This window comes from Pseudomonas sp. GW822-FHT06B12, assembly GCF_058799675.1.
Map to the genome: position 1 here is coordinate 79,155 of NZ_JBXALR010000014.1, position 21,521 is coordinate 100,675.

Annotated in this window: 19 protein-coding genes, 1 tRNA gene and 1 riboswitch; of the genes, 3 read left to right on the forward strand and 17 right to left on the reverse strand. The window is 60.6% G+C overall.

The annotated features are described in order from the left end of the window. Window positions 1–120 precede the first annotated feature (120 nt). The 11 genes from AC1RKH_RS24885 to AC1RKH_RS24935 all read right to left on the reverse strand — a co-directional run bounded on the left by AC1RKH_RS24885 (window position 121) and on the right by AC1RKH_RS24935 (window position 12,484). Window positions 121–194 (reverse strand) — tRNA-Gly (locus AC1RKH_RS24885). Window positions 195–442: 248 nt separating this feature from the next. After that, the gene (locus tag AC1RKH_RS24890) at window positions 443–1,327 is read right to left on the reverse strand and encodes an alpha/beta fold hydrolase (protein WP_123428133.1); all 885 of its coding nucleotides are present in this window, start codon (window positions 1,325–1,327) and stop codon (window positions 443–445) included. 313 nt (window positions 1,328–1,640) lie between these two features. Continuing rightward, window positions 1,641–2,333, reverse strand: a complete 693-nt coding sequence (locus tag AC1RKH_RS24895) for a pseudouridine synthase (protein WP_493063447.1) — start codon at window positions 2,331–2,333, stop codon at window positions 1,641–1,643. A 44-nt stretch (window positions 2,334–2,377) separates the two neighbouring features. Next, window positions 2,378–2,584, reverse strand: a complete 207-nt coding sequence (locus AC1RKH_RS24900; RefSeq protein ID WP_401117788.1) for a cysteine-rich CWC family protein — start codon at window positions 2,582–2,584, stop codon at window positions 2,378–2,380. Window positions 2,585–2,702: 118 nt separating this feature from the next. After that, window positions 2,703–4,478, reverse strand: coding sequence for an allophanate hydrolase (gene atzF, locus AC1RKH_RS24905; RefSeq protein ID WP_493063448.1), 1,776 nt, complete (start codon window positions 4,476–4,478; stop codon window positions 2,703–2,705). A gap of 25 nt (window positions 4,479–4,503) precedes the next feature. Further along, window positions 4,504–8,136, reverse strand: coding sequence for an urea carboxylase (gene uca, locus AC1RKH_RS24910; protein WP_493063449.1), 3,633 nt, complete (start codon window positions 8,134–8,136; stop codon window positions 4,504–4,506). Between the two features lie 276 nt (window positions 8,137–8,412). Beyond that, window positions 8,413–9,054 (reverse strand): urea amidolyase associated protein UAAP2, encoded by a 642-nt coding sequence (locus AC1RKH_RS24915; RefSeq protein WP_493063450.1) that lies wholly within the window; start codon window positions 9,052–9,054, stop codon window positions 8,413–8,415. An 11-nt stretch (window positions 9,055–9,065) separates the two neighbouring features. Beyond that, complete coding sequence (locus AC1RKH_RS24920) at window positions 9,066–9,791, reverse strand: urea amidolyase associated protein UAAP1 (RefSeq protein WP_401117780.1); 726 nt, start codon at window positions 9,789–9,791, stop codon at window positions 9,066–9,068. 12 nt (window positions 9,792–9,803) lie between these two features. After that, complete coding sequence (locus tag AC1RKH_RS24925; protein ID WP_493063451.1) at window positions 9,804–10,592, reverse strand: ABC transporter ATP-binding protein; 789 nt, start codon at window positions 10,590–10,592, stop codon at window positions 9,804–9,806. Continuing rightward, a complete protein-coding gene (locus AC1RKH_RS24930; RefSeq protein WP_493063452.1) occupies window positions 10,589–11,404 on the reverse strand; it encodes an ABC transporter permease in 816 nt (271 codons plus the stop codon). Before AC1RKH_RS24930 ends, AC1RKH_RS24925 begins: the two co-directional genes overlap by 4 nt. Window positions 11,405–11,416: 12 nt before the next feature. Further along, window positions 11,417–12,484: a putative urea ABC transporter substrate-binding protein gene (locus tag AC1RKH_RS24935; RefSeq protein WP_493063453.1), complete on the reverse strand. Its 1,068-nt coding sequence runs from the start codon at window positions 12,482–12,484 to the stop codon at window positions 11,417–11,419. Between the two features lie 63 nt (window positions 12,485–12,547). Then, a riboswitch (guanidine-I (ykkC/yxkD leader) is annotated at window positions 12,548–12,648 on the reverse strand. A 327-nt stretch (window positions 12,649–12,975) separates the two neighbouring features. Here AC1RKH_RS24935 and AC1RKH_RS24940 point away from each other — a divergent pair. After that, entirely contained in the window at window positions 12,976–13,254 is a 279-nt protein-coding gene (locus tag AC1RKH_RS24940) for a hypothetical protein (protein WP_493063454.1), read from the forward strand. Window positions 13,255–13,501: 247 nt separating this feature from the next. Beyond that, entirely contained in the window at window positions 13,502–13,933 is a 432-nt protein-coding gene (locus tag AC1RKH_RS24945) for a hypothetical protein (protein WP_493063455.1), read from the forward strand. A gap of 54 nt (window positions 13,934–13,987) precedes the next feature. Here the strand turns inward: AC1RKH_RS24945 and dspII are convergent, their stop codons facing one another. Beyond that, window positions 13,988–15,100, reverse strand: coding sequence for an enoyl-CoA hydratase/isomerase DspII (dspII, locus tag AC1RKH_RS24950; protein ID WP_493063456.1), 1,113 nt, complete (start codon window positions 15,098–15,100; stop codon window positions 13,988–13,990). Window positions 15,101–15,231: 131 nt separating this feature from the next. Here dspII and ung point away from each other — a divergent pair, with 131 nt between their 5' ends. Next, the gene (gene ung, locus AC1RKH_RS24955; protein WP_123428115.1) at window positions 15,232–15,924 is read left to right on the forward strand and encodes a uracil-DNA glycosylase; all 693 of its coding nucleotides are present in this window, start codon (window positions 15,232–15,234) and stop codon (window positions 15,922–15,924) included. Between the two features lie 98 nt (window positions 15,925–16,022). Here ung and AC1RKH_RS24960 read toward each other — a convergent pair whose 3' ends face one another. The 5 genes from AC1RKH_RS24960 to AC1RKH_RS24980 form a co-directional block, all read right to left on the reverse strand. Continuing rightward, window positions 16,023–17,060 carry an AbrB family transcriptional regulator gene (locus tag AC1RKH_RS24960; protein ID WP_493063457.1) on the reverse strand — a complete coding sequence of 346 codons (1,038 nt, stop codon included), beginning with the start codon at window positions 17,058–17,060 and terminating at the stop codon, window positions 16,023–16,025. Further along, window positions 17,053–18,567, reverse strand: coding sequence for a tripartite tricarboxylate transporter permease (locus AC1RKH_RS24965; RefSeq protein ID WP_493063458.1), 1,515 nt, complete (start codon window positions 18,565–18,567; stop codon window positions 17,053–17,055). The genes AC1RKH_RS24960 and AC1RKH_RS24965 overlap by 8 nt, the downstream gene beginning before the upstream one ends. Before the next feature lies 1 nt (window position 18,568). Continuing rightward, complete coding sequence (locus AC1RKH_RS24970; RefSeq protein ID WP_123428108.1) at window positions 18,569–19,027, reverse strand: tripartite tricarboxylate transporter TctB family protein; 459 nt, start codon at window positions 19,025–19,027, stop codon at window positions 18,569–18,571. Between the two features lie 58 nt (window positions 19,028–19,085). Further along, window positions 19,086–20,075, reverse strand: coding sequence for a Bug family tripartite tricarboxylate transporter substrate binding protein (locus AC1RKH_RS24975; protein ID WP_427536727.1), 990 nt, complete (start codon window positions 20,073–20,075; stop codon window positions 19,086–19,088). 137 nt (window positions 20,076–20,212) lie between these two features. Continuing rightward, on the reverse strand, window positions 20,213–21,505 hold the full coding sequence (locus AC1RKH_RS24980) for an OprD family porin (protein ID WP_493063459.1): 1,293 nt from the start codon (window positions 21,503–21,505) through the stop codon (window positions 20,213–20,215). Window positions 21,506–21,521 lie beyond the last annotated feature (16 nt).

Consider the following 21,521-nt stretch of genomic DNA (forward strand, 5'->3'; position numbering starts at 1 on the left):
GTGGGGATGCCTCAGAGCCCGATTCCACCAAACCCCAGACATAAAAAAACCGGCCATCAAGGCCGGTTTTTTCTTTACCTGCATCCCCCGTCTAAAAATGACGTGAGACTGAAATCTGATTGGAGCGGGTGAAGGGAATCGAACCCTCGTTATCAGCTTGGGAAGCTGGAGTAATGCCATTATACGACACCCGCTCAGAGCGGCTGACTTTGTACCAGATGTGGCCGGAGATTTGAAGTTTTTCTTTGGCGGATCTGTGTTTACGTGGGTTTTTTCAGGTTCGGACGGGCAGGGGCATGCCTCGTCGGTAGCTGGGTTCAGCGCTGGCGATGGCGGCGGTACACAGGGTTTGAAACCGTGTTGCGGTCTGTCGCGGGCAAGCCTCGTTCCTGCAGGTAATGCGTGTAGTCAGGCAGACGAGGTTGCTCGCGAGGACGCAGTTTCAAATGGCCAATGCATGGTGGTCCTGGGTGAAGTGGGAACGCGTTCGGCCTTCATGGTGGGCCGGTTTCAGGAACCCCATCAGCGCATGGCGGCTGTCTCGGCAGGCGGCTTTGTGCTCCATGTCGAGAAAGTGCCCGGTGGCCCGGATGGTGCTGAACGTGCTGTGTTGCACATGACTGGCGAACAGGTGGGCATCGCTGGCGGCGGTGTATTCGTCCCATTCACCGTTCATGAACAGCACCGGCACGTCGATTTGCTTGGCGGCCTTGAGGTAGCACAGGCGGTCGCTGTTGAGCACGCTGCTGATGTGAAAGTGCATTTGCCCGTATTCGTGTTCGGCCAAGGTGCTGACGTGGCGATAGTTGAAGCGTTTGAACAACGATGGCAGGTGTTTGCCGATGGTGTTGTTGACCAGGTGGCCGACGCGGTCGCCATCGAGCTTGCCGAGGTAGTCGACACCGCGCTCCAGATAATCGCGCATGTGCTCGTTGACTACCGGCGAGAACGAGCTGATCACAGCTTTCTCGATCCGGCGCGGGCGCTGCGCCAGAGCGATCATCGTGGCTGCGCCACCCCACGAGAATGACATCACGTGTTCCGCGGCGAAATGGTCGATCAGCTCAAGGAGGATCTGCCCTTCGACTTCCTTGGTGAGCATTTTCTCGTGCCGATTGTGGGCTTTTGACTTGCCCGCGTAGGGCTGGTCGTACAGCACAACGTTGAATTGCGGGTGCAGGTTTTTCACGGTTTGTGCAAACGATGCAGTGGTGGCCATCGAGCCGTTGACCAGAATAATGGTCTTCTCTGCGGCGTCTGCGCGATAGAACTCCGTGTAAACCCGGTACTGACCTTGTATATCCAGCACAGCGATTTCTGGCCTCATGTCATAAGACTCCTGGCAAGCGGGTATGCGCGCAATGAGATTGCACGAGCTTTGTGACAGGTAGGCATACGCCTGGAATTTTTTGAGCCCATGTCGATCCGGTGAAGGCTGGTCGACGGGTATTGTTATTGGCGGGCAGTCTGTCGGGAGAGGTGAAATCTGCGAGGCTCTCTGCCGACAAAAAGTTTCTTAGAAGTATGTTATGACTTGCCGGTCACATTTGGGCCGACGTCCTGATTCAAGCAGGGGAGGGGCGATCGCGCAAGTGCTGTTAGTAAATTGTTCGACAACTTCTGCTCAGCGGTCGCTTGCTTCAGATCAGCTGGATTTCTTTGTCGCTGAGTGGGCGGTATTCGCCCGGTCTCAATGCTTCATCGAGTTCCAGTGACCCCATTCGCTCACGGTGCAGGCGCAAGACCTTGTTATCGAAGTGGCCGAACATCCGTTTCACTTGATGATAACGGCCCTCGATGATGCTCAACCGCGCACATTTTTCGCCCAGCACAACCAGTTCGGCGGGCTGGGTAGTGAGGTCTTCAAAGGCGAAGTACAGGCCTTGGGCGAAGGTCTGTGCGTATTCATCGGTGATGGGTTGTTCGGTTTCGACGTAGTAGACCTTCGGCAGTTTGGTCTGCGGTTGGGTCAGGCGCCGCGACCAGGAACCATCGTTGGTGATCAGCATCAGCCCGGTGGTGTTGAAGTCCAGTCGCCCGGCGATGTGCAGGTCGTCCTTGTCGGGTTCAAGGATCAGGTCGAGGACGGTCGGGTGCTCCGGGTCGCGAGTGGCGCTGACGCAGCCTGGTGGTTTGTGCAGCATGAAGTAGCGCGGTGGTTTGCCGGCTTGCAGCACTTCATCGTCGCACTCGACACGGCTGAACTCGCGCACTTCGAAGTGCGGGTCACTGACGATCTGCCCGTCGACCTTGATCCGCCGTTCGACCAACAGCAGACGCACCTGTTTACGGTTGTAGCGGGGCAGGTTGCTGAGGAAACGGTCAACGCGCATGACGGTCGGCAGAGTGGGAAAGGGCGCGCATCTTACTCGATAGGCTAGCAGGCTGCTTGCAGCTGCGACTCGACCTGAGCACAGCGCGGGCACAGGCACGACTGGTCGCGCAGTTCGGCGGGCAGCGCCAGAAGCACCGCCGGGTCGATGCTTACGCCATAGCACCAGCAGGCCTGGTCGGCGGTTCGCGGGTCGGCCAGGCTGCAATCGTTGCGGGTGCCGCAGGCCGGGCAGAGGTCAGGTTTATTCATGGCTGGAGTGAGGCATTTCTGTGCAGGTCCGGTGACGGTCGGTTTGTTTGGCACGGTACATCACATGGTCGGCGCGCGACAGCAGGTTTGGGCAGCTACGAGTGCGGTATGCGTTTAATCAGTGGTTTTTCAGATATTCCCGCCACCCGCCTAAATCACTGATATCCGTTGCCCCCTCCAACCCATACGGCTCGCAGATAAACCCGCTCTCCCAACGTCCGTCCGCCAGTTGCACCTTGCCCAGACCCAATGGGGCAGGTATCCCGGTCAGGAACGAGCCCAGCTCGCTGCTCGGCAACTCCCAGACTTCCACCGCAATCGCCACGCCGCCTTCGCTCACCCGCAGCATGCCGGGGCGAAACGGTGGGCCACCGGCCAGCGCGTAGAGTCGGTAATCCGCCGAACTGTGGGTGGTTTCAATCAGCCGTCCACCGCGCTGCTTGAGTTGCCCGTTCAACGCCAGACCATCCAGGTGCGCGCCACATACCACCAGCCGCGCCCGATCATTTCGCGCCGGGTTGATCGGGGCTGTCGAGGTCGAACCCTGTTGCCGTTGCAACCCATCCGCCAGACTCAGCAGATATTGATCGGTGAATACCCGGCCGAACAACGTCACGCCCCACGGCAAACCATTGCCCATGAAGCCGCTGGGCACCGCGACTGCCGCGTAATCGAGCAGGTTCATGAAGTTGGTGTAGTAGCCGAGTTCGGAGTTGCGCAGCACGGGTTCAGCGTACAGTTCAGCGAGGGTCATCGGACGGCCGATGGTCGGTGTGAGCACGCAATCGACGTCGGCCATGGCTTTGTCGCAAAGTGCTTTCAAGGTTTGCAGGCGGTAGTGCGCGCGGAAGGTTTGCACCCCATCCACCGCGGGTGCTTTGGCCAGCACCGCACGAATCACCGGCAACACGGCTTCGGGATGTTGCTCCATCAATTCACCGGCGACGCTGTAGCGCTCGGCGACCCACGGCCCTTCGTAGAGCAAGCGCGCCGCGTCGAGGAATGGCGATAGATCGAACTCCACCGCTTCGCCGCCCAACGCCATGAGCTGATCGATGGCGTCGCCGAACAGCAGCGGACCTTCGGCACAGCCAAAAAACTCCAGGTCCCGAGCGCGTGGTACGCCGAAGCGAAACGGCCGCACAGCACCGAACGCGGAGCCGTCGTTCCACAATGGATTACTACGGCTGTACTCGTCACGCGGATCGAGTTTTGCAGTCAGCGCCAGTAGTTGGCTGGCTTCACCGGCGGTGGCGGTGAAAGTCGTGACGCAGTCCAGCGTGCGACAGGCCGGAACCACACCTGCCGTGGAAATAAGGCCTTTGCTGGCCTTCAAGCCGACCAGGTTGTTCAACGCAGCCGGTACGCGCCCGGAACCGGCGGTGTCGGTGCCCAGAGCAAAGCTCGCTACACCCAATGCCACGGCCAGGGACGAGCCTGCGCTGGAACCACCTGACGGGTACTTCGGCAACACGCTGTTGGGGCAAGCGCCATAGGGCGAGCGACTGCCGTTGAGGCCGGTGGCGAATTGGTCGAGGTTGGTCTTGCCCAATGGAATGGCGCCGAGGGCCAGCAACTGCTCGACGATGGTCGCCGAACGCCCGGGCACATAGGCAAACGCCGGGCACGCCGCCGTGGTGGGAATGCCCGCCAGGTCGATGTTGTCCTTGATCGCGAACGGCACGCCGTACAGCGGCAGGCTGTCGATGTCGCGGCCGTCCAGTGCGGCGAGGTAGGGTTCCAGTTCCGCGACGCTGAGCAGATGAATGAACAGGTGATAGTCGGGGTTCAGCGCGGCGGCTTTTTCCCGCAGGCCCAGCAGCAGTTGCCGAGGTGTGGTGCTGCCGGCACGGTAAGTGGCGCGCAGAGCGTCGAGTTGCAGAGTGATGTTCATGGCTCAAATCCTTGTTTGAATGAATTCAGTCGAGTTCCAGCACCACGACCCGCTGCCCGGCGCGCACCGCCGAACCGGGTTGCACACGGATTTCCCGGACCACACCGGCGATGGGCGCGAGCAGCGGAATTTCCATCTTCATCGACTCCAGAATCACCAGCACATCACCGGCGGCGACACGGCTGCCGGTCTGCACCTGAACCTGCCAGAGGTTGCCGGCGATGTGGCTGTCGACGCTCTGTTGGCCGTCTTCCAGGAACGCGTTTTCGGCCGGTTCAGAAACGACTTCTTCGCTGTCGAAGTGTGCCTGGCCGCTGGCGATCCAGCGTTCGCGTTCGGCGTTGAAAGCGCCTTGTTGCTGTTTGCGGAATGCCGTGATGTTCTCGGCTTCTTGAGCAAGGAAGGCCTGGTAGTCGGCGAGGTTCAGTTGGCTGTGTTCGATGTTCAGTTCGAAGCGACCCAGCGGGAAGTCGCGGCGAATGCGCAGCAACTCATCGGCGCTGACCGGGTAGAAACGGATCTGGTCGAAGAAGCGCAACAGCCAGGGTTTGCCGTCGAACGCCGCGATGTCGCGATAGCGGTTCCACATCTGCAACGTGCGCCCGACGAACTGGTAACCGCCAGGGCCTTCCATGCCGTACACGCACAGGTAGGCGCCACCGATGCCCACCGAGTTTTCGGCGGTCCAGGTCCGCGCCGGGTTGTACTTGGTGGTCACCAGGCGATGTCGTGGGTCGAGCGGGGTGGCGACCGGCGCACCGAGGTAAACGTCACCCAGCCCCATCACCAGATAGCTGGCATCGAACACTGTGCGCTGCACTTGATCGAGGTTGGGCAGGTCGTTGATGCGCCGGATGAACTCCAGATTGCTCGGGCACCATGGTGCATCCTTGCGCACGGTGGTCATGTATTTTTCAATCGCCAACTGGCACGCCGGGTCGTCCCAGGACAGCGGCAAGTGGACGATGCGCGAGGGCACTTGCAGGTCTTTGGTGGCGCACACGGCGTCCCATTCTCCGGCGACGATACCCAGCAGATCGGCCAGCGGCAGTTGCTCGGGCTGGTAATGCACTTGCAAGGAACGGATGCCCGGCGTCAGGTCGATCACCCCGTGCAAGGCTTTGGCTTCGAGCGCTTGCATCAAGGCGTGGGCGCGAAAGCGCAGCACCAGATCCAACTCAGGGGCGCCGATTTCCAGCAGCAAATGTGTGTCGCCAGACAGTCTCGCGACTAGCCGAGTGTCGTCCTGACCAATATCCAACACCACTGGCGACACACCCCCCTGTGGGAGCGGGCTTGCCTGCGATGAAGTTGATGCGGTGCCTGATCTGGCCTCATCGCGAGCAAGCTCGCTCCCACATTGATCCCATTTCAAGGCCAGCAAGCGAGCGGTGCTCAGGTCGACCGGGCTGAACTGCACCTTGTCGCCAGCCTTGAGCTGACCGAGTTGCCACAGGTCGGCTTCGATCACCGTCACCGGGCAGACGAAGCCACCCAGGCTTGGACCGTCAGGGCCGAGGATCACCGGCATGTCGCCGGTAAAGTCCACCGCGCCAATGGCATAAGGGTTGTCGTGAATGTTCGATGGGTGCAAACCCGCCTCACCGCCGTCTGCTCGAACCCACTCTGGTTTCGGGCCGATCAGCCGCACACCGGTCCGGCTGGAATTGAAGTGGACCTCCCATTGAGTGGCGAAGAAGGTCTCGATGTAGCGTTCGGTGAAATATTCCGGTGCGCCATGAGGGCCGTAGATCACCCGAATCTGCCGCACGTTCGGCAACTGCAACACCTGCTCGGCGGGCAGAGTTTGCCCGGCGCTGTCGTCCCTCAACGGGGCCAGGTGCAACACGTCGCCGGCACGCAAGGCGCGACCGCCATGACCACCAAACTGGCCGAGGGTGAAGGTGCTTTTGCTGCCCAGATAGTCCGGCACTTGCAGACCGCCGCGCAGGCATAAGTAGCTGCGCGCACCGACGCCGGCTATCGTGCCGAGGCTCAGGGTTGCACCGGCCGGGATCAACAACGCGGTGTTCATCGGCACCGATTGACCGTTCAACGTCAATGGAATCACCGCTCCGGTTACCGCCACCACCGCCGCGCAATTGAATCGCAGCAGCGGCCCGCTCATGGTGATCTCCAGCGCCGCTGCACCTTGGTTATTGCCCAGCAGGCGATTGCCCAAACGCAACGCACGACTGTCCATCGGCCCCGACGGTGGCACACCGACCGCCCAGTAACCGAGGCGGCCAGGGTAATCCTGAACACTGGTTTGTGTGCCGGCACTGAGCACTTCAAAGGTGTTGGTTTGATAGACCAATCCTTCCAGGCAACGGGTCCACGGCTGGCCGCTGGCGAAGGGTGCATCGAGTAAAATTTGCCGCAGGTAATCGCGGTTGGTTTCGACGCCATACAGCAGACTGTTGCCGAGTGCTTGATGCAGATCGGTGCAGGCCTCTTCGCGGCCAGGCGCCCAACTGATGAGCTTGGCGATCATTGGGTCGAAGTACGGCGGGATCTCGCAACCGGCCTCGACCCAGGTGTCGATGCGCAGCTGTTTACCGTCGGCGGCGGGGAAGTTCACCGCAGTCAAAAGCCCGGGGCTCGGCTGAAAGTCCCGACCCGGATCCTCAGCATACAACCGTGCCTGAATCGCGTGACCGCAAGGTTTCAGACCTTGAATCAACTCGCTCAAGGGCGGTAGATCACCGGCCGCCAGTTGTACCATCCAGCGCACCAGATCGACGCCCCAGACTTGCTCGGTAACACCGTGCTCCACTTGCAAACGGGTGTTCACTTCAAGGAAGTAGAAGCGCTGGGCTTCGCTGTCGAAGACGAATTCCACGGTGCCGGCGCTGCGGTAATTCACCGCTTTCGCCAGTTTGATCGCCGCCACGCACAGCTCATCGGCCATGCCGTCGGGCAGATTCGGTGCGGGGGTTTCTTCGAGGACTTTCTGATTGCGCCGCTGCACCGAGCAGTCGCGTACACCGAGGGCGATCACCTCGCCCTGGCCATCGCCGAACACCTGCACTTCGAGGTGGCGAGCGCGCTGGATATACTTCTCGATGAACACCCCGGCGTCGCTGAAGTTGTTCTGCCCCAGGCGTTTTACCGCCTCGAAGGATTCGCTCAACTCATCGGCGCTGCGGCATACGCGCATGCCGATACCGCCCCCGCCGGCGGTACTTTTGAGCATCACCGGGTAGCCGACCTGTTCACCGGCGACGAGCGCAGCGTCGAGGCTGTCGAGCAGTCCGGTGCCTTCGAGCATCGGCACGCCGTGCTGTTTGGCCAGGGCTCGGGCGGTGTGTTTGAGGCCGAACACTCGCAGCTGCTCGGGTGTCGGGCCGACGAAAGCAATCCCGGCGGCTTCGCAGGCTTCGGCGAACGCAGCGTTCTCCGAGAGAAACCCGTAGCCAGGATGGATCGCCGTGGCGCCGCTGGTTTTGGCGATAGCGAGGATTTTTTCCACGGCCAGATACGTGCCGGATGCCGCACCTTCGCCCAGGCTATGGGCCTCATCAGCATGCAGAATATGCAAGCTTGCGGCGTCGGCTTCGGAGTACACGGCAACGCCCTTGACCTGCAATTCGCGCAGGGTCCGCAGAATGCGACAGGCAATGGCGCCACGGTTGGCGATCAAGAGTTTTTCGAACATGGCATAACCCCTGCGGGCCGAGCTCGCTCAGCCCCGACCTGGGATGCGGGCCGTCCCGCAGTTTTTCGAAATGCACCAGGGCCGTCCCGGGTGACAGAAGTTGATGCTGCCCCCGTAGAAGCTGGCGCAGCCTGCGATCTCTTGATCTTGCTCTTGAGGGCTTAGTGCCCCCCTAAAAGATCGCAGCCTTCGGCAGCTCCTACGGACGGTGTTTCAGGCACTGGCTCGATCGGCTCTGGCACAGGACAAACAACCAGCGGCGCAGGCGAGCGAGTTTCAGTTCCATATCAGAAGCTCCGCAGGGGTCGGGTTGTAGGCGTTGCACGGGTTGTTCAGTTGGGGGCAGTTGGAGATCAGCACGATCACATCCATCTCCGCGCGCAGGTCGACGTACTTGCCGGGCGCCGAGATACCGTCTTCGAAGGTCAGGCCGCCGTCGGCGGTAACCGGCACGTTCATGAAGAAGTTGATGTTCGGTCCGATGTCGCCCTTGCCCAACCGTCCGTCGTGAGCGCAGGCGCGCAGGTAGTTGTCACGGCAGCTGTGCATGTAGCGCTTTTCCAACGCGTAACGCACGGTGTTGCTCTCTTGGGCGCAGGCGCCGCCGAGGGTGTCGTGGCGTCTGCAGGTGTCGGCGATGATGGTCAACATTGGCTGGCCCAGGTTGGAATAGAGCACGCTGCCGGTGCTCAGGTAGACGCTGTTTTGCCGGCGCAGAGTGCGCTGCACGTCGTAGCGTTCCTTGGGGTTTTTCAGGCTGTAGAACAAAGTGTCGACTGCCTGATTGCCTTCAAGATCGAGGATGCGCAGGGTCTGGCCGGCCTTGACCTCCATCAGCCAGGGTTCACCGGACGGGATGGTGGCGCGGTAGACCGCTGTTTCAGGCAGTTGTTGAGCGGTAGCGATGGCGAGTGACATGGCAGGAGTCCTCAGGCGAACAAACGGTCGGTGTTGATGAAGCCGCGCTCGTTCTCCGGGCGCGAGGTACGGCAGTGTTCGGCGACACTGGCGTCGGCGTTCATCCAGCTGAGCTTGAGCGGTTTGGGCGCGTACTCGGGCGATGGGTCCATCGGGTGTTGCAGGGCAGTGAGCACTACCAGTGTGTCCATCGGCGCATAGAGTTCGATGTAGTCGCCGGCCTTGGAGTTGCCTTCGATAAAGTACAAACGCCCGGCGTCATCGACGTTGACCCGACTGAACAGGTTGAGGGTCATCAACAAGTCGCAGATCCCCAATCCCCATTTGCCCAGTTCCACCAGCAGGTTATCGGTGCCGTTACGGTAGAAGCCGTTGCGCAATTCCTGAAAACGTCCTTGGCCGTATTTTTCTGCCACCTCCGCAGCGCAGAGCACACCGCCGATGCTGTCGCTCCAGCCACAGGTGTCGGCGGTGATTGCCGCAAGCACCCGGCCCATATCCGAGTACAGGCAATGGCCGGCGGTGAGCTTGGCGGTGTGTTGGCATTTGAGGCTGTCGGGCAGGTTCAGGCGCTCAGTTCTTTCATTGGCGTTGAGCAGCGTAAGGCTGACGTTGGCACCGCCGCGCAGGTCGGTCAGGCGCAGCAATTGGCCGCGTTTCAGAACGAATGACCTATGGCCGCCTCCGGGGAGCATTTCTTCGGCGAAGGGCGGGAACAGTTGGGTCGAATCTGTCATGTGCAAAATCCTCTAAGCGATACGAAGCGTGCCCGCCAGCGCTGCCGGCAGGGCGTCGACGGCGGCACGAGTGGCGCGGCGGTCGCTGTTCAAAGGGATGTCGTAAGTGATGCGCGCGCCATAGGCGCCGGGGGCGTGCGGGTCGTGGCGGACCTTGTCGAACACCAGCAGGCGCGTGCCGAGGCTGAAACCTTCGGACAGGTCGTGGGTGACCATGAACACCGTCAGTTGCGTTTCGCGCCACAGTTCCAGCAGCAGGCTGTGCATGTCCTTGCGAATGCCTGGGTCGAGGGCGCCGAACGGTTCGTCGAGCAGCAATACTCGGGGCTTCATGATCAGTGCCTGGGCGATGGCCAACCGTTGCTGCATGCCGCCGGAAAGCTGCGCCGGGTACTTGTCCAGCGCGTGGCCGAGGCCGACTTTTTTCAGCAGCACCGAGGCCTGTTCGCGAGCCTCGCGCCTGGCACCGCCGAACAACCGTCCGAGCAGCGGCGAGCGCGGCAGTTCGAGACCGAGGACGACGTTGTCCAACACTGTCAGGTGCGGGAATACCGAGTAGCGTTGGAACACCACGCCACGGCTGGCATCCGGTTCGCTGGCCAGCGGCTGGCCGTCGAGCAGGATCTCGCCACGACTGGCTTTTTCCTGGCCCAGCAGCAGCCGCAAAAAGGTCGATTTGCCGCAACCCGAGGCGCCCACCAGCGTGCAGAACTCACCCTCGTTGACGTGCAGGTTGAGCCCTTCGAGCACCACCTGATCGGCATATTGCTGCCAGACGTTTTTCACCGTGATAAAGCTCATGCCCGCGCCCCCTCATACCAAGGGAAAGCCCGGTGGGTGAGACGCTTGAGACCCCAGTCCATCAGCCAGGCCAGCAGGGTGATCCAGACCACGTAAGGCAGGATCACGTCCATCGCCAGGTAGCGGCGCACCAGGAAGATCCGGTAACCCAGGCCGTCGGTGGAGGCGATGGCTTCGGCGGCGATCAGAAACAGCCACGCCGAACCGAGCATCAGCCGCAGGGAAATCAACAGGCGCGGCAGCAATTGCGGCAGTACCACCCGCAGGATTACGGTCCAGGTCGAGGCACCGAGGGTCTGCGCCTTGATCAGCAACTCGACGGGAATTTCCCGAGCGCGCTGTTCCAGATCACGAGCCAGAGCCGGTGTGATGCCGATCACGATCAGCATCACCTTGGACAATTCGCCCAAGCCAAAAACGATGAACAGAATCGGCAGGATCGCCAGCGGTGGCACCATCGACAACACCGTCAGCAGCGGTGACAACGGCGTACCGAACAATGGCAGCGAGCCGGCGGCAATCCCCAGGCAGAGCCCGGCCAGTGCGCTGATGCCGAGGCCGATGGCCAGCCGCTGAAGACTGGCACTGGTGTCCTGCCAGAGCAGGTATTCGCCGGTGCGTGGGTCGGCGGTGAACGCCAGGCGCTTGACCGCGTCGCTCATTTGCACGGCGCTGGGCAGCAGCTTGTCGTTGGGGTTGTCCGTCAGTCGTTCGGCCGAGCCCATGAAGTAGGCAAACAGCACCAACGCGAAGGGCAGGAGCACCAGCAACAGGCGACTCGGGCGATCAGGGTGGCGATTGATCAGGCGCATGGCCGTGTCCTCTTACAGCTTGGCGTCGGCGGCCATCTGCACGTAGCTCGGGTCGAAGTGCAGCTTGAGGTTGGCCTTGTCGCCGCTGGTCACGCCATTGGCGAAGGCCATGCCGACGGCGCTGGTGTCCTTGGCACCTTCACCGAGCAGCCCGTGCTGGAAGGAGAACTCCGCGACCTTGCGCATGGTTTTCGGCAGTTGCTCGCTGGTGGCGAATGCCAGTGCTTCCTTGGGCGTGGCGAACAATTTGGTGGTGTCCAGTTGCGACTGAAAACCCGCCAGATCGGTGCCCGAGGTTTTGGCCATGTGTTCCAGCGCAGCGGTGCTGGCGGCGGACTTGGCGTTCATCAACGCCACTACTTCGAACCAGGCGCCGGTCAACGCCTTGCCCAGTGCCGGGTTGTCTTTGAGCGTCTGGGTGTTGACCACCATCATGTCCATGATTTCGCCGGGGACCTTGCTGGAGTCGAACACCTGGGTCACGCCGGGTTTGGCCTTGATGTCCGAGAGCATCGGGTTCCAGGTGGTCACGGCTTTGACGACGTCAGTGTTGAAGGCGGCCGAGATGTCGGCGTCGGAAGTGTTGACCACTTTCAGGTCTTTCTCGGTGAGGTCCGCCGTGTCCAGCGCGCGTGCCAGCAGGTAGTGGGACACCGAGAGCTCCACCAGATTGACGTTCATGCCTTTGAGGTCAGCGACGGTTTTGCCTTCGCCCTTGATGACGATGCCGTCGTTGCCATTGGAAAAGTCGCTGACGATGAGTGCGGTGCTGTCGACGCCGCCCGCTGCCGGAATGGTCAGCGCATCCATGTTGGTCATGGTGCAGCCGTCGAATTGGCCGGCGGTGTACTGGTTGATCGATTCGACGTAGTCGTTGAGCTGTACCACATCAATGCTGATGCCGTACTTCTTCGCCCATTTGTCGATGATGCCCTGGCTGCCTGCGTACTCCCAAGGCATCCAGCCGGCGTAGATGGTCCAGCAGACGTGGAAGTGGTCTTTTTGTGCGGCCTGGGTCGAGAAGCTGACGAGTGCTGCGAACGCAGCGGCGAGCAGAGCAGGGATGCGAAGCTGGGACATGGGTGGTTCTCCAGTTGAACAAGGGGGCGGACAGGAGCAACGCGGCACCGCGAACGGTGGCTTGTCTCCCGGGCTTTTGTCCCGCCGTGTAACCTCAACTGGAGGTCGCCAACTCTCGGACCAGTCACTCGCTTTCGCGAGCCGGAACCCTAGTCAGCCATTGCAAATTGTGGTGCCGCGAACCTGTGATGACTCCTGCACAGGCTTGCTAAAGCGAGAGCCGTGCCAAGTCTGGTCAAGGGCTCTGCCTCGGGCATTCTGGAAAATTGTTGGGTGGCTGAGCGCAGGTTTTGCCTTGTCATGGTGCGTAAGTGCACCGCGTTGGGACGTGTTTTTTTGAGCGTCGGGCGTACCGGCCACTGATCTGAAGTAGTGCGCGGCGAGGCACTTGGCGGTTGTTTCAGAGTCTTAATAGGTGTCAGCCACTCAGTGTTCCGACTGACGCCGACCAGCGTTGCTGGTCTGTGCTGCCTGCGGTCCAGGAGGCCGCCATGTATCGTCGAATCTTGCTTGGTGCGTTGCTGGGTTTGAGTCTTTCTGCCTGTTACTACTACGTGGAACCTGGCTATTACGGTTCTGCGGTGTACACCGCGCCAGCACCTTATTACTACGGTGGTTACTACTCGCCTTATTACTACGGCGGTTATTACTACTACGGCCCTCGCTTTTATGGCGGCTTCTGGCCTTATTACTACGGCGGCTACTACCCCTATTACTACGGTGGTCATGGGGGGCGTTATCACGGTGGCTACTATCACGGGCACCATTAAAGCGTGGTGAGACGAACCGGATTGATCGCTTTTCAGTTTCTCCGTTGGCGGCGCTTTCTGATGAAGGACGCGCCGTTTTTTATGCTGGCTGATCGGTGGTCGAGAAGCGTTATCTGTTACTTGTTTCAATGTGTTTCAAAATCGCACCAGATTCCGATTTTGCTGTCAGATGTTTCGTCAGTCAGATGAATTGGCTGCCGCCGACCAGCGTCGCTGGTATGGCTCATTCGCGGTCCAGGAGGCCGCCATGTATCGTCGACTTCTTCTCATCGCTTCATTGGGTTTGACGCTTTCTGCCTGTGTACCCTATTACGACGAAGGTCCCGGTAATTACCGCTCTGAGGTCTATACCTCGCCGGCGCCAGCTTATTACTACGGAGGTGGACCTTATTACTCCCCGCCTGCGCGTTACTATTCGTCGCCGCGCTACTACGAGCCAGCGCCGCGTTATTACCAAGCCCAGCCGCGTTATTACCAGGCAGCACCGCGAGTCGAGTACCGCGTTTACCAGAACCGTGGCTGGGATGACCGCGACCGCCATGGCTGGGGGCATCGCGAAGAGGTTGGCCATGGCCGTCGGGAATGGGATGATCGGGGGCATCGTGACGGGCGTGATCACGACAGACATGGTGACCGTGATGGTCGCGATGGCCGCCGCAGTTGGGACGGCCACCGTTAAGCCCTGCAACGAACAAGCGGCGCATTCAGCGCCGCTTTTTTTACGCCTGACATGTCAGTAACCCGACAAATCCGCCAGTGGATGTCGACCTTCCCAGACCTTATGAAAATGCGCCTGGATCACCGCCTCAGGGATCGTATTGATGTCCGGCCAATGCCAGCGCGGCTTGTTGTCCTTGTCGATCAAGCGGGCACGAACACCTTCGCTGAATTCCGGGTGACGGCAGCAGTTCAGGCTCATGGTGTATTCCATCTGGAATACCTCGGCCAATGACAGGTGCCGAGCACGCTGGATCTGCTCCCAGACCAGATGGGCGGTCAGCGGGCAGCCTTCGTGCAGGGTTTTCGCCGCGCGGGCCAGCAGCAAGTCATGGTGATCGCGCAACAGACTGATGGCTCGCCAGGCACAGAGCACATCGCTGACATCCAGCCACTCATCAATCTGCTGGCGTCGCGGCAACCATTGGGCCTCGGGCATTTGCCCGACGGCCTCTTGCTGCAAGGCCTTGAGCAGGCTGTTGAGCTGCATCGGCGTTTGTTCTTGCCAGTTCAGTTGCAGCAGACCTTCGATGAGTTCTTCCTGCTGTTCATCGAGCAAGAAGCGGTCAGCCAGGTCCAGATCAATGGCGTCGCGTGCGTTCATCTGCGCGCCGGTCAAACCGAGAAACAAACCAAGCTTGCCGGGCAATCGCGAGAGAAACCAACTGGCGCCAACATCCGGGTACAGGCCGATACTGATTTCGGGCATGGCCAGGCGGCTGCTCGGAGTGACGATGCGGATGCTCGCGCCTTGCAGCAACCCCAGGCCGCCACCGAGGACGTAACCGTGGCCCCAGCAGATCAGCGGTTTAGGGTAGGTGTGCAAGCGAAAATCAAGGTGATATTCCGCCGAGAAAAATTGCGCAGCCAAGGGCGGCACTTCACCGGGATGGGCTCGACAGGCGTCTACCAGGCTGCGCACCTCACCACCGGCACAAAATGCCTTGGCGCCGTTACCGCGCAACAGCACGCAGACAATCTGCGGCTCTTTGGCCCAGGCTTCCAGTTGATCGCTCAAGGCTCTGATCATTGGCAGCGAGAGGGCGTTCAGGGATTTTTCGGCATCCAGGCTGGCGATGCCGATGCGTGCGCCGTCCGTGCCGGTGAGTTCTTCGAAGTGCAGATTCATTTTGACCTCGATGACTGAATTGAACGTTCAGTATGATCGCTGTATGAGAAAGTGCTGGATCTGTGTCAGATCAATTGACAAGCGCGGTGGGCTTTCCTAGGGTTCGCCCCATTGAAATCTCGGGTGTAACCATGACTGCTGAAGACCGTATCAAACTCGAACCGAGCTGGAAGGAAGCACTGCGTGCCGAATTCGACCAGCCTTACATGGCTGAGTTACGCGAGTTTCTGCGGCAGGAAAACGCTGCCGGCAAGGAAATCTATCCGCCGGGGCCGATGATCTTCAACGCCCTCAACTCGACGCCGCTGGACAAGGTCAAAGTGGTGATTCTCGGCCAGGACCCCTACCACGGCCCGGGTCAGGCCCATGGCTTGTGCTTCTCGGTGCAACCGGGTGTACCGGCGCCACCGTCGCTGGTGAACATCTATAAAGAGTTGAAGCGCGACCTGAACATCGACATCCCGAACCACGGTTACCTGCAAAGCTGGGCCGACCAGGGCGTGTTGATGCTCAACACCACCATGACCGTGGAGCGGGCCAATGCCAACGCCCATGCGGGCAAGGGCTGGCAGTATTTTACCGATCGGATTATCGAGGTGGTCAGCGAACATCAGCCCCATCTGGTGTTTTTGCTGTGGGGCGCTCATGCGCAGAGCAAACAGAAACTGATTGACGCCACCAAGCACCTGGTGCTGACCTCGGTGCACCCATCGCCGCTGTCCGCCTATCGCGGATTTCTCGGTTGCGGGCACTTCAGCCGCGCCAACAAGTTTCTTGAACAGAATGGCGAGACGCCGATCGAGTGGCGGTTACCGCCAGTCTGAAAAGCATCGCGAGCAAGCTCGCTCCCACATTTGATCTTCAGTGTTCACAAAATCATTGTGGGAGCGAGCCTGCTCGCGATTGAGGGCCACTCGGTCTATCAGGTCGACTCCGGCAACCGGTTCCAATACCTGAACAACGGCTCCGCCAGAAACAGCACAAACAGCAACCGCATCACCTGCATCGCTGTGACCAAAGGCACCGACAGTTGCAAGGTTTCAGCGGTCAGGCTCATTTCCGCGATGCCGCCGGGCATCATGCCCAGGGTCAGTGAACGCAGGTCCAGTTGGGTCAGCGCACTCAACCCCAGCGCCGCCAGCGTAGCGATCAGCATGGTCAGCGCCGTGCCGATCAGAGTCCGGCCCATGAACGACGGTGCGCGACGAAAGAACTGCCGATTGAAGTGGCAGCCCAGGCCGCTACCGATCAACCATTGACCGATCTGACTGCCGCCATGGGGCAGGCCGATATGCAAATCCCAGCCAATGCTCACCGCAGCACTCACCAGCAAAGGGCCGAACAGCCAAGGGTTGGGTTGCCGCAAACGTTGCCAGATCCAGGCGAGCAGGGCGCCCGCCGGGAACAGCAGCGCCAGCCAACGCCAATCGACGCTCGCAGGATGCTGTAAAGGAACACCTTCGCCGAGAAGGTATTTGAACGCTGCCGGCACACACAGCACTACCGCCAGCACCCGAAGACTTTGCCCTGCCGCGACGCGACTGAGCACGGCGCCATTGCGTGCGCCAAGGTTGACCATTTCACCGGAACCGCCCGGCATGCTGGAGAAAAATGCGGTGGCGCGATCTTCGCCGGTGCGCCGCAGCAACCAGACTCCGACCACCGCCGACAGGCTGGTGACCAGCGCCCCGAAGAAGATCAGGCCAAAGTGGCTCATGACCTGCTCGATCACCACTGGGGTGAAGTGCAGGCCGATGCCGATTCCGACAATCCACTGGCCGCATTTACGCCCGCCAGGGATTTCCGCCAATTGCCAGGGTGTCAGGCAGCGCACCAGGATGATCGCCAGCAACGAGCCGACCATCCATGGCAGCGGCCAGCCGATCTGGCTGGCGAGATACCCGCCAAGCAGCCCGACCAGCGGTGTTCCCCACCAGCTTTTGAAGGGCCGATCAGACATCGGCGATAGCACGCCGCGCCGCGGAGCGTTTGCGCCAGATGCGCAGGATCGGCATCAGCAACATGATTGCAGTCAGTACCCAGCAACCGAAGGTGATGGGGCTCGACCAGAGGATCTCCAGTGCGCCATTGGAAATCGACAGTGCGCGACGCAGGTTCTGTTCCATCAAGCCGCCGAGGATGAAACCCAGCAGGACCGGTGACAACGGGAAGTCCAGCTTGCGCAGGATGTAGCCGAAGATACCGATGCCGATCATCAGGAACAGGTCGAAGGTCGTCGCGTGTACGGCGTAAACACCGATCCCGGTAATGATCGCGATCACCGGCACCAGTGCCCAGTTCGGCACCGCGAGAATGCGGGTGAAGATGCGGATCATCGGGATATTGAGGATCACCAGCATGACGTTGGCGACGAACAACGAAGCGATCAGGCCCCAGACGATGTCCGGTTGTTGCTGGAACAACAGTGGCCCTGGGGTGATGTTGTACAGCGACAGTGCGCCGATCATCACCGCGGTGGTACCCGAACCCGGTACGCCGAGGGTCAGCATAGGTACCAATGCGCCGCAAGCTGCACCGCCGATGGCGGTTTCCGGTGCCGCGAGGCCGCGTTTATCGCCCTGGCCGAAGGTGCCGCTGGCGCCAGCAATACGCTTTTCGGTCATGTAGGCAACGGCACTGGCCAGCGTCGCGCCGGCACCCGGCAACACGCCCATGATGAACCCCAGAACGCCGCAACGGATGTTCACCACGAACACCGAGGCGGCTTCCTTGAAGTTGAACATCATCCGCCCGGTGGCTTTCACGGCTTCCTGGCCATGATGGGTTTTTTCCAGCAGCAACAGGATTTCGCTGATGGAGAACAGACCCAGCACCAACACCACGAACTGAATACCGTCAGTGAGGTGGATGTTGTCTCCGGTGAAACGGTAGACACCGCTGTTGGCATCGATCCCGACGCACGACAGAAACAGCCCGATCAGCGCGGCAATAAAGGTTTTCAACGGTCGATCACCGGCCATGCCACCCAGGCAGACAATGGCGAAGACCATCAGCACGAAGTATTCCGCCGGGCCGAAGGCGATGGCCCATTTCGCCAGCAGCGGGGCGAACAGCACCATGCCGCAGGTGGCGATGAAGGCGCCGATGAACGAACTCCAGGCCGACAACGACAGCGCCACCCCGGCCATGCCCTGACGCGCCATCGGGTAGCCGTCGAGGGTGGTCATGACGGTGGATGCTTCGCCCGGAATGTTCAGCAGAATCGAGCTGATCCGTCCGCCGTATTCGCAACCCAGGTAAACCGCCGCCAGCAGGATCAATGCAGACTCCGGTGGCAGGCCGAGAGCGAAAGCGATCGGGATCAACAACGCCACGCCGTTGATCGGCCCCAGGCCCGGCAACAAGCCGACCACGGTGCCGATCAGGGTGCCGCACAATGCGGTGACCAGGTTGTAAGGGGTCAGTGCGACGCCGAAACCCTGGCCGAGGTAGTTAAGGGTATCCATATCAGTTCTCCAGAACGTCGAGCAGACCCAACGGCAGTGGCACGTCCATCAATCGGTCGAACAGCATGTACAGGCCGACGCTCATCAAGCTGATGATCACCACGCTGGGCAGCCAGCGGCCACCATACAAACGGGCCATCGGTACGCCGATGAGGATGCTGGAAACAATGAACCCGAGTGGTTCGAAGGTTCCGGCGAACACCAGCAGCAGAACGACACAGATACCAATCTTGGTCAGGGTTTCACGGTCCAGTGGCGGCTCGTCTTCGCTGTGTTTGATCGGCGCAGGGCGAAATACCATGTACAGCAGCGCCGCGCCCATCAAACCGAGCATCAACAACGGGAAGGCTCTAGGGCCGACGGGTTCATAGGAAAAAGCCGCTTGATACGGCCAGGCCATCAGTGCCAGACCAATGCAGGCCAGCAACAGTGCGGAGGCAAAAATACGTTGTAAGAGCATGACAAACTCCTGGGCCCGCCCCTTGATGCGCAAGGGGTTGGCCGCGAGACAGAGGCGATTACTGAATCAGGCCGAACTCTTTGGCCAGCAGTTTGTAGTCCGCTACCTGCTTCTTCACGTAGGTGTCTAGCTCTGGCCCGGTCATGGCGAACGGGAACAGTTCACGCTGATCGCGCAGCTTGGCGAAGTCTTCCGAGGCCAGCAGTTTGTCGAAGGCGTTTTTCCACCAGGCGTATTCCGCATCGCTGACTTTTGGCCCGAGGTAGAAACCACGAACCACTGGCCAGACGATGTCGTAGCCTTGCTCTTTGGCGGTCGGAATGTCCTTCATTTCCGGCTCGTCCAGACGCTCGTTGGCGAACACGGCCAGCAGGCGCATGTCACCGCTCTGGATGTGCGGCATGGAGTCGGAGATGTCGGTGCTGCCGACCTGGATGTGACCACCGAGCAACGCCGTGGCAATTTCGCCGCCACCTTCGAGGGCGACGTAGCGCAGGTCGCGCGGGTTGATCCCGGCGGCCTTGGCGATCAGCGCGGTTTGCATCCAGTCCTGGCTGCCCACCGTGCCGCCGGAACCGATCACCACTTTGCTCGGGTCTTTCTTCAACGCCTGAACCAGATCGTCGAGGTTCTTGTAGGGCGAATCGCTTTTCACCGCGATGGCACCGTAGCTGGTGCCAACGGCGGCCAGCCAACGTACGGCGCTTTCATCGAAGCGACCGAACTTGCCTTGGGCCAGGTTCAGCAGCGAGCCGCTGGACCACGCCACCAGCGTGCCGGCATCGGCTGGGCGCTGGGCGACCACGGCGTTATAGGCCACCGCGCCGACACCGCCGGGCATGTAGGTCACGCGCATCGGTTTGGTCAGGATTTTCTCGTTCACCAGCGCGCTTTGCGCCAGCTTGCAGGTGAGGTCGAAGCCTCCACCAGGGGATGCCGGGGCGATGCATTCCGGACGCTTGGGTTCGCCGGCGACGTCGGCAAACAGTGGGCCGGCGAACAGCAGGCAGCTGGCGGCTAATGCAACTTTACGCAGTGATAAGTCCATTTTTCGTCTCCACAGGAGTTGTTGTTGTATGTAGGAGCTGCCGAAGGCTCGGGCCGCGTTCGGACGATCTTTTGATCATTGTGCTTGCCCCTGAAAAGGGGCAAGCAGAGCGGATCGCAGGCTTCGCTGACAATCAATTACCAAAGGGCAACGCTGTAGCTCACCAGCAAACGCACTTCATCAGCGTCACGGGCGGAATAGTTGGAGCGGTAGGTGGCATTGCGCAGACGTACGGCGACGTCCTTGAGGGCGCCACTTTGCACCACGTATTTGATCTCGGTGTTGCGTTCCCACTCTTCGCCGGTAGCGCCGTTTTTCAGCTTGATGTTGTCACCGCTGATGTAACGGGTCATGAAGCTCAGGCCCGGAATCCCGAGTTTGGCGAAGTCGTAATCGTAACGCGCCTGCCAGGAGCGCTCTTCGGCGCCGGCAAAGTCGTTGATCTGCACGAAGTTGACCAGATACGGGTCGGCACCGTCGACATACGGGAAGGCACTGTCACCGGACATGTGCTGATAGCCGGCGGTGAGTTTATGCCCGCTCAAGGCATAACTCACCAGTCCGTTGAGGGATTTGTTGTCGATCTTTCCGCCGCGCGCCTGGCCCTGGTCATTGCTGATGGCCAGCCGCAGGTCGGTGGCGAAAGTGCCCGGGCCGAACGGCTGCGAAGCGACCAGTCCGAGAAAATGCTGGTTGTAAACCTCGCCAAGCTGGGCGAAGTGGTAGCTGCCGGTGATCTTGTCGGTGAACTTGTAGTCGACACCGCCGAAGTCGAAATGCGTGCCGGGAACGGTACCCGCGAAACGGCTGTTTTTGTTGTTGAGGGCGATGTCCTCGAAATCGGTGCTGTCGCGGTCCTTGGCTTTATCCAGGCGTCCGCCGGTGAAGGTCAGGTTCTTGATTTCCTTTGAGGTCACCAGGCCGCCTTCAAAGGTCTGCGGCAGAATGCGCCCGTCGTTGGGCTTGAGGGTCGGCAGTTCGGGGATCAGGCTGCCGACTTTGAGCTCGGTGGCAGAGATCTTCATTTTGCCGGTCAGGCCGAGTTTGGAGTACTCATTGGCGGCACGCCCGTCATCGTGGGTCGGCAGCAGACCGGTGCCGGTACGATCGGGGCTGGAGTCGAGCTTGACCCCGAGCATGCCAAGCGCGTCGACACCAAAACCCACGGTGCCGTCGGTATAACCTGACTGCACGTTGAGCATGAAGCCCTGGGCCCATTCGTCACGTTTGGATTGCTGGGCGCTGGTGCCGCTGCGAAAGTCGCGGTTGAAGTACATGTTGCGGGTTTCGAGGGTCGCGCTACTGTCTTCGAAGAAGGCAGCCTGGCTGACGGGCGAAAAGCCGGCGAGGGCGGCGGCACTGGCGAGGGCGGTGGAGCCGAGACGGGAAAAACGCGCAGACAGGCAAGCCTGTGGCTGTGTAGACAGCATCGTGAAGTACTCCGTT

Excerpts from the sequence above, each read along its gene's own strand:
- AC1RKH_RS24890 (WP_123428133.1), bottom strand. The coding sequence starts at position 1,327 with ATGAGGCCAGAAATCGCTGTGCTGGATATACAAGGTCAGTACCGGGTT.
- AC1RKH_RS24895 (WP_493063447.1), bottom strand. The coding sequence starts at position 2,333 with ATGCGCGTTGACCGTTTCCTCAGCAACCTGCCCCGCTACAACCGTAAA.
- AC1RKH_RS24900 (WP_401117788.1), bottom strand. The coding sequence starts at position 2,584 with ATGAATAAACCTGACCTCTGCCCGGCCTGCGGCACCCGCAACGATTGC.
- atzF (WP_493063448.1), bottom strand. The coding sequence starts at position 4,478 with ATGAACATCACTCTGCAACTCGACGCTCTGCGCGCCACTTACCGTGCC.
- uca (WP_493063449.1), bottom strand. The coding sequence starts at position 8,136 with ATGTTCGAAAAACTCTTGATCGCCAACCGTGGCGCCATTGCCTGTCGC.
- AC1RKH_RS24915 (WP_493063450.1), bottom strand. The coding sequence starts at position 9,054 with ATGTCACTCGCCATCGCTACCGCTCAACAACTGCCTGAAACAGCGGTC.
- AC1RKH_RS24920 (WP_401117780.1), bottom strand. The coding sequence starts at position 9,791 with ATGACAGATTCGACCCAACTGTTCCCGCCCTTCGCCGAAGAAATGCTC.
- AC1RKH_RS24925 (WP_493063451.1), bottom strand. The coding sequence starts at position 10,592 with ATGAGCTTTATCACGGTGAAAAACGTCTGGCAGCAATATGCCGATCAG.
- AC1RKH_RS24930 (WP_493063452.1), bottom strand. The coding sequence starts at position 11,404 with ATGCGCCTGATCAATCGCCACCCTGATCGCCCGAGTCGCCTGTTGCTG.
- AC1RKH_RS24935 (WP_493063453.1), bottom strand. The coding sequence starts at position 12,484 with ATGTCCCAGCTTCGCATCCCTGCTCTGCTCGCCGCTGCGTTCGCAGCA.
- AC1RKH_RS24940 (WP_493063454.1), top strand. The coding sequence starts at position 12,976 with ATGTATCGTCGAATCTTGCTTGGTGCGTTGCTGGGTTTGAGTCTTTCT.
- AC1RKH_RS24945 (WP_493063455.1), top strand. The coding sequence starts at position 13,502 with ATGTATCGTCGACTTCTTCTCATCGCTTCATTGGGTTTGACGCTTTCT.
- dspII (WP_493063456.1), bottom strand. The coding sequence starts at position 15,100 with ATGAATCTGCACTTCGAAGAACTCACCGGCACGGACGGCGCACGCATC.
- ung (WP_123428115.1), top strand. The coding sequence starts at position 15,232 with ATGACTGCTGAAGACCGTATCAAACTCGAACCGAGCTGGAAGGAAGCA.
- AC1RKH_RS24960 (WP_493063457.1), bottom strand. The coding sequence starts at position 17,060 with ATGTCTGATCGGCCCTTCAAAAGCTGGTGGGGAACACCGCTGGTCGGG.
- AC1RKH_RS24965 (WP_493063458.1), bottom strand. The coding sequence starts at position 18,567 with ATGGATACCCTTAACTACCTCGGCCAGGGTTTCGGCGTCGCACTGACC.
- AC1RKH_RS24970 (WP_123428108.1), bottom strand. The coding sequence starts at position 19,027 with ATGCTCTTACAACGTATTTTTGCCTCCGCACTGTTGCTGGCCTGCATT.
- AC1RKH_RS24975 (WP_427536727.1), bottom strand. The coding sequence starts at position 20,075 with ATGGACTTATCACTGCGTAAAGTTGCATTAGCCGCCAGCTGCCTGCTG.
- AC1RKH_RS24980 (WP_493063459.1), bottom strand. The coding sequence starts at position 21,505 with ATGCTGTCTACACAGCCACAGGCTTGCCTGTCTGCGCGTTTTTCCCGT.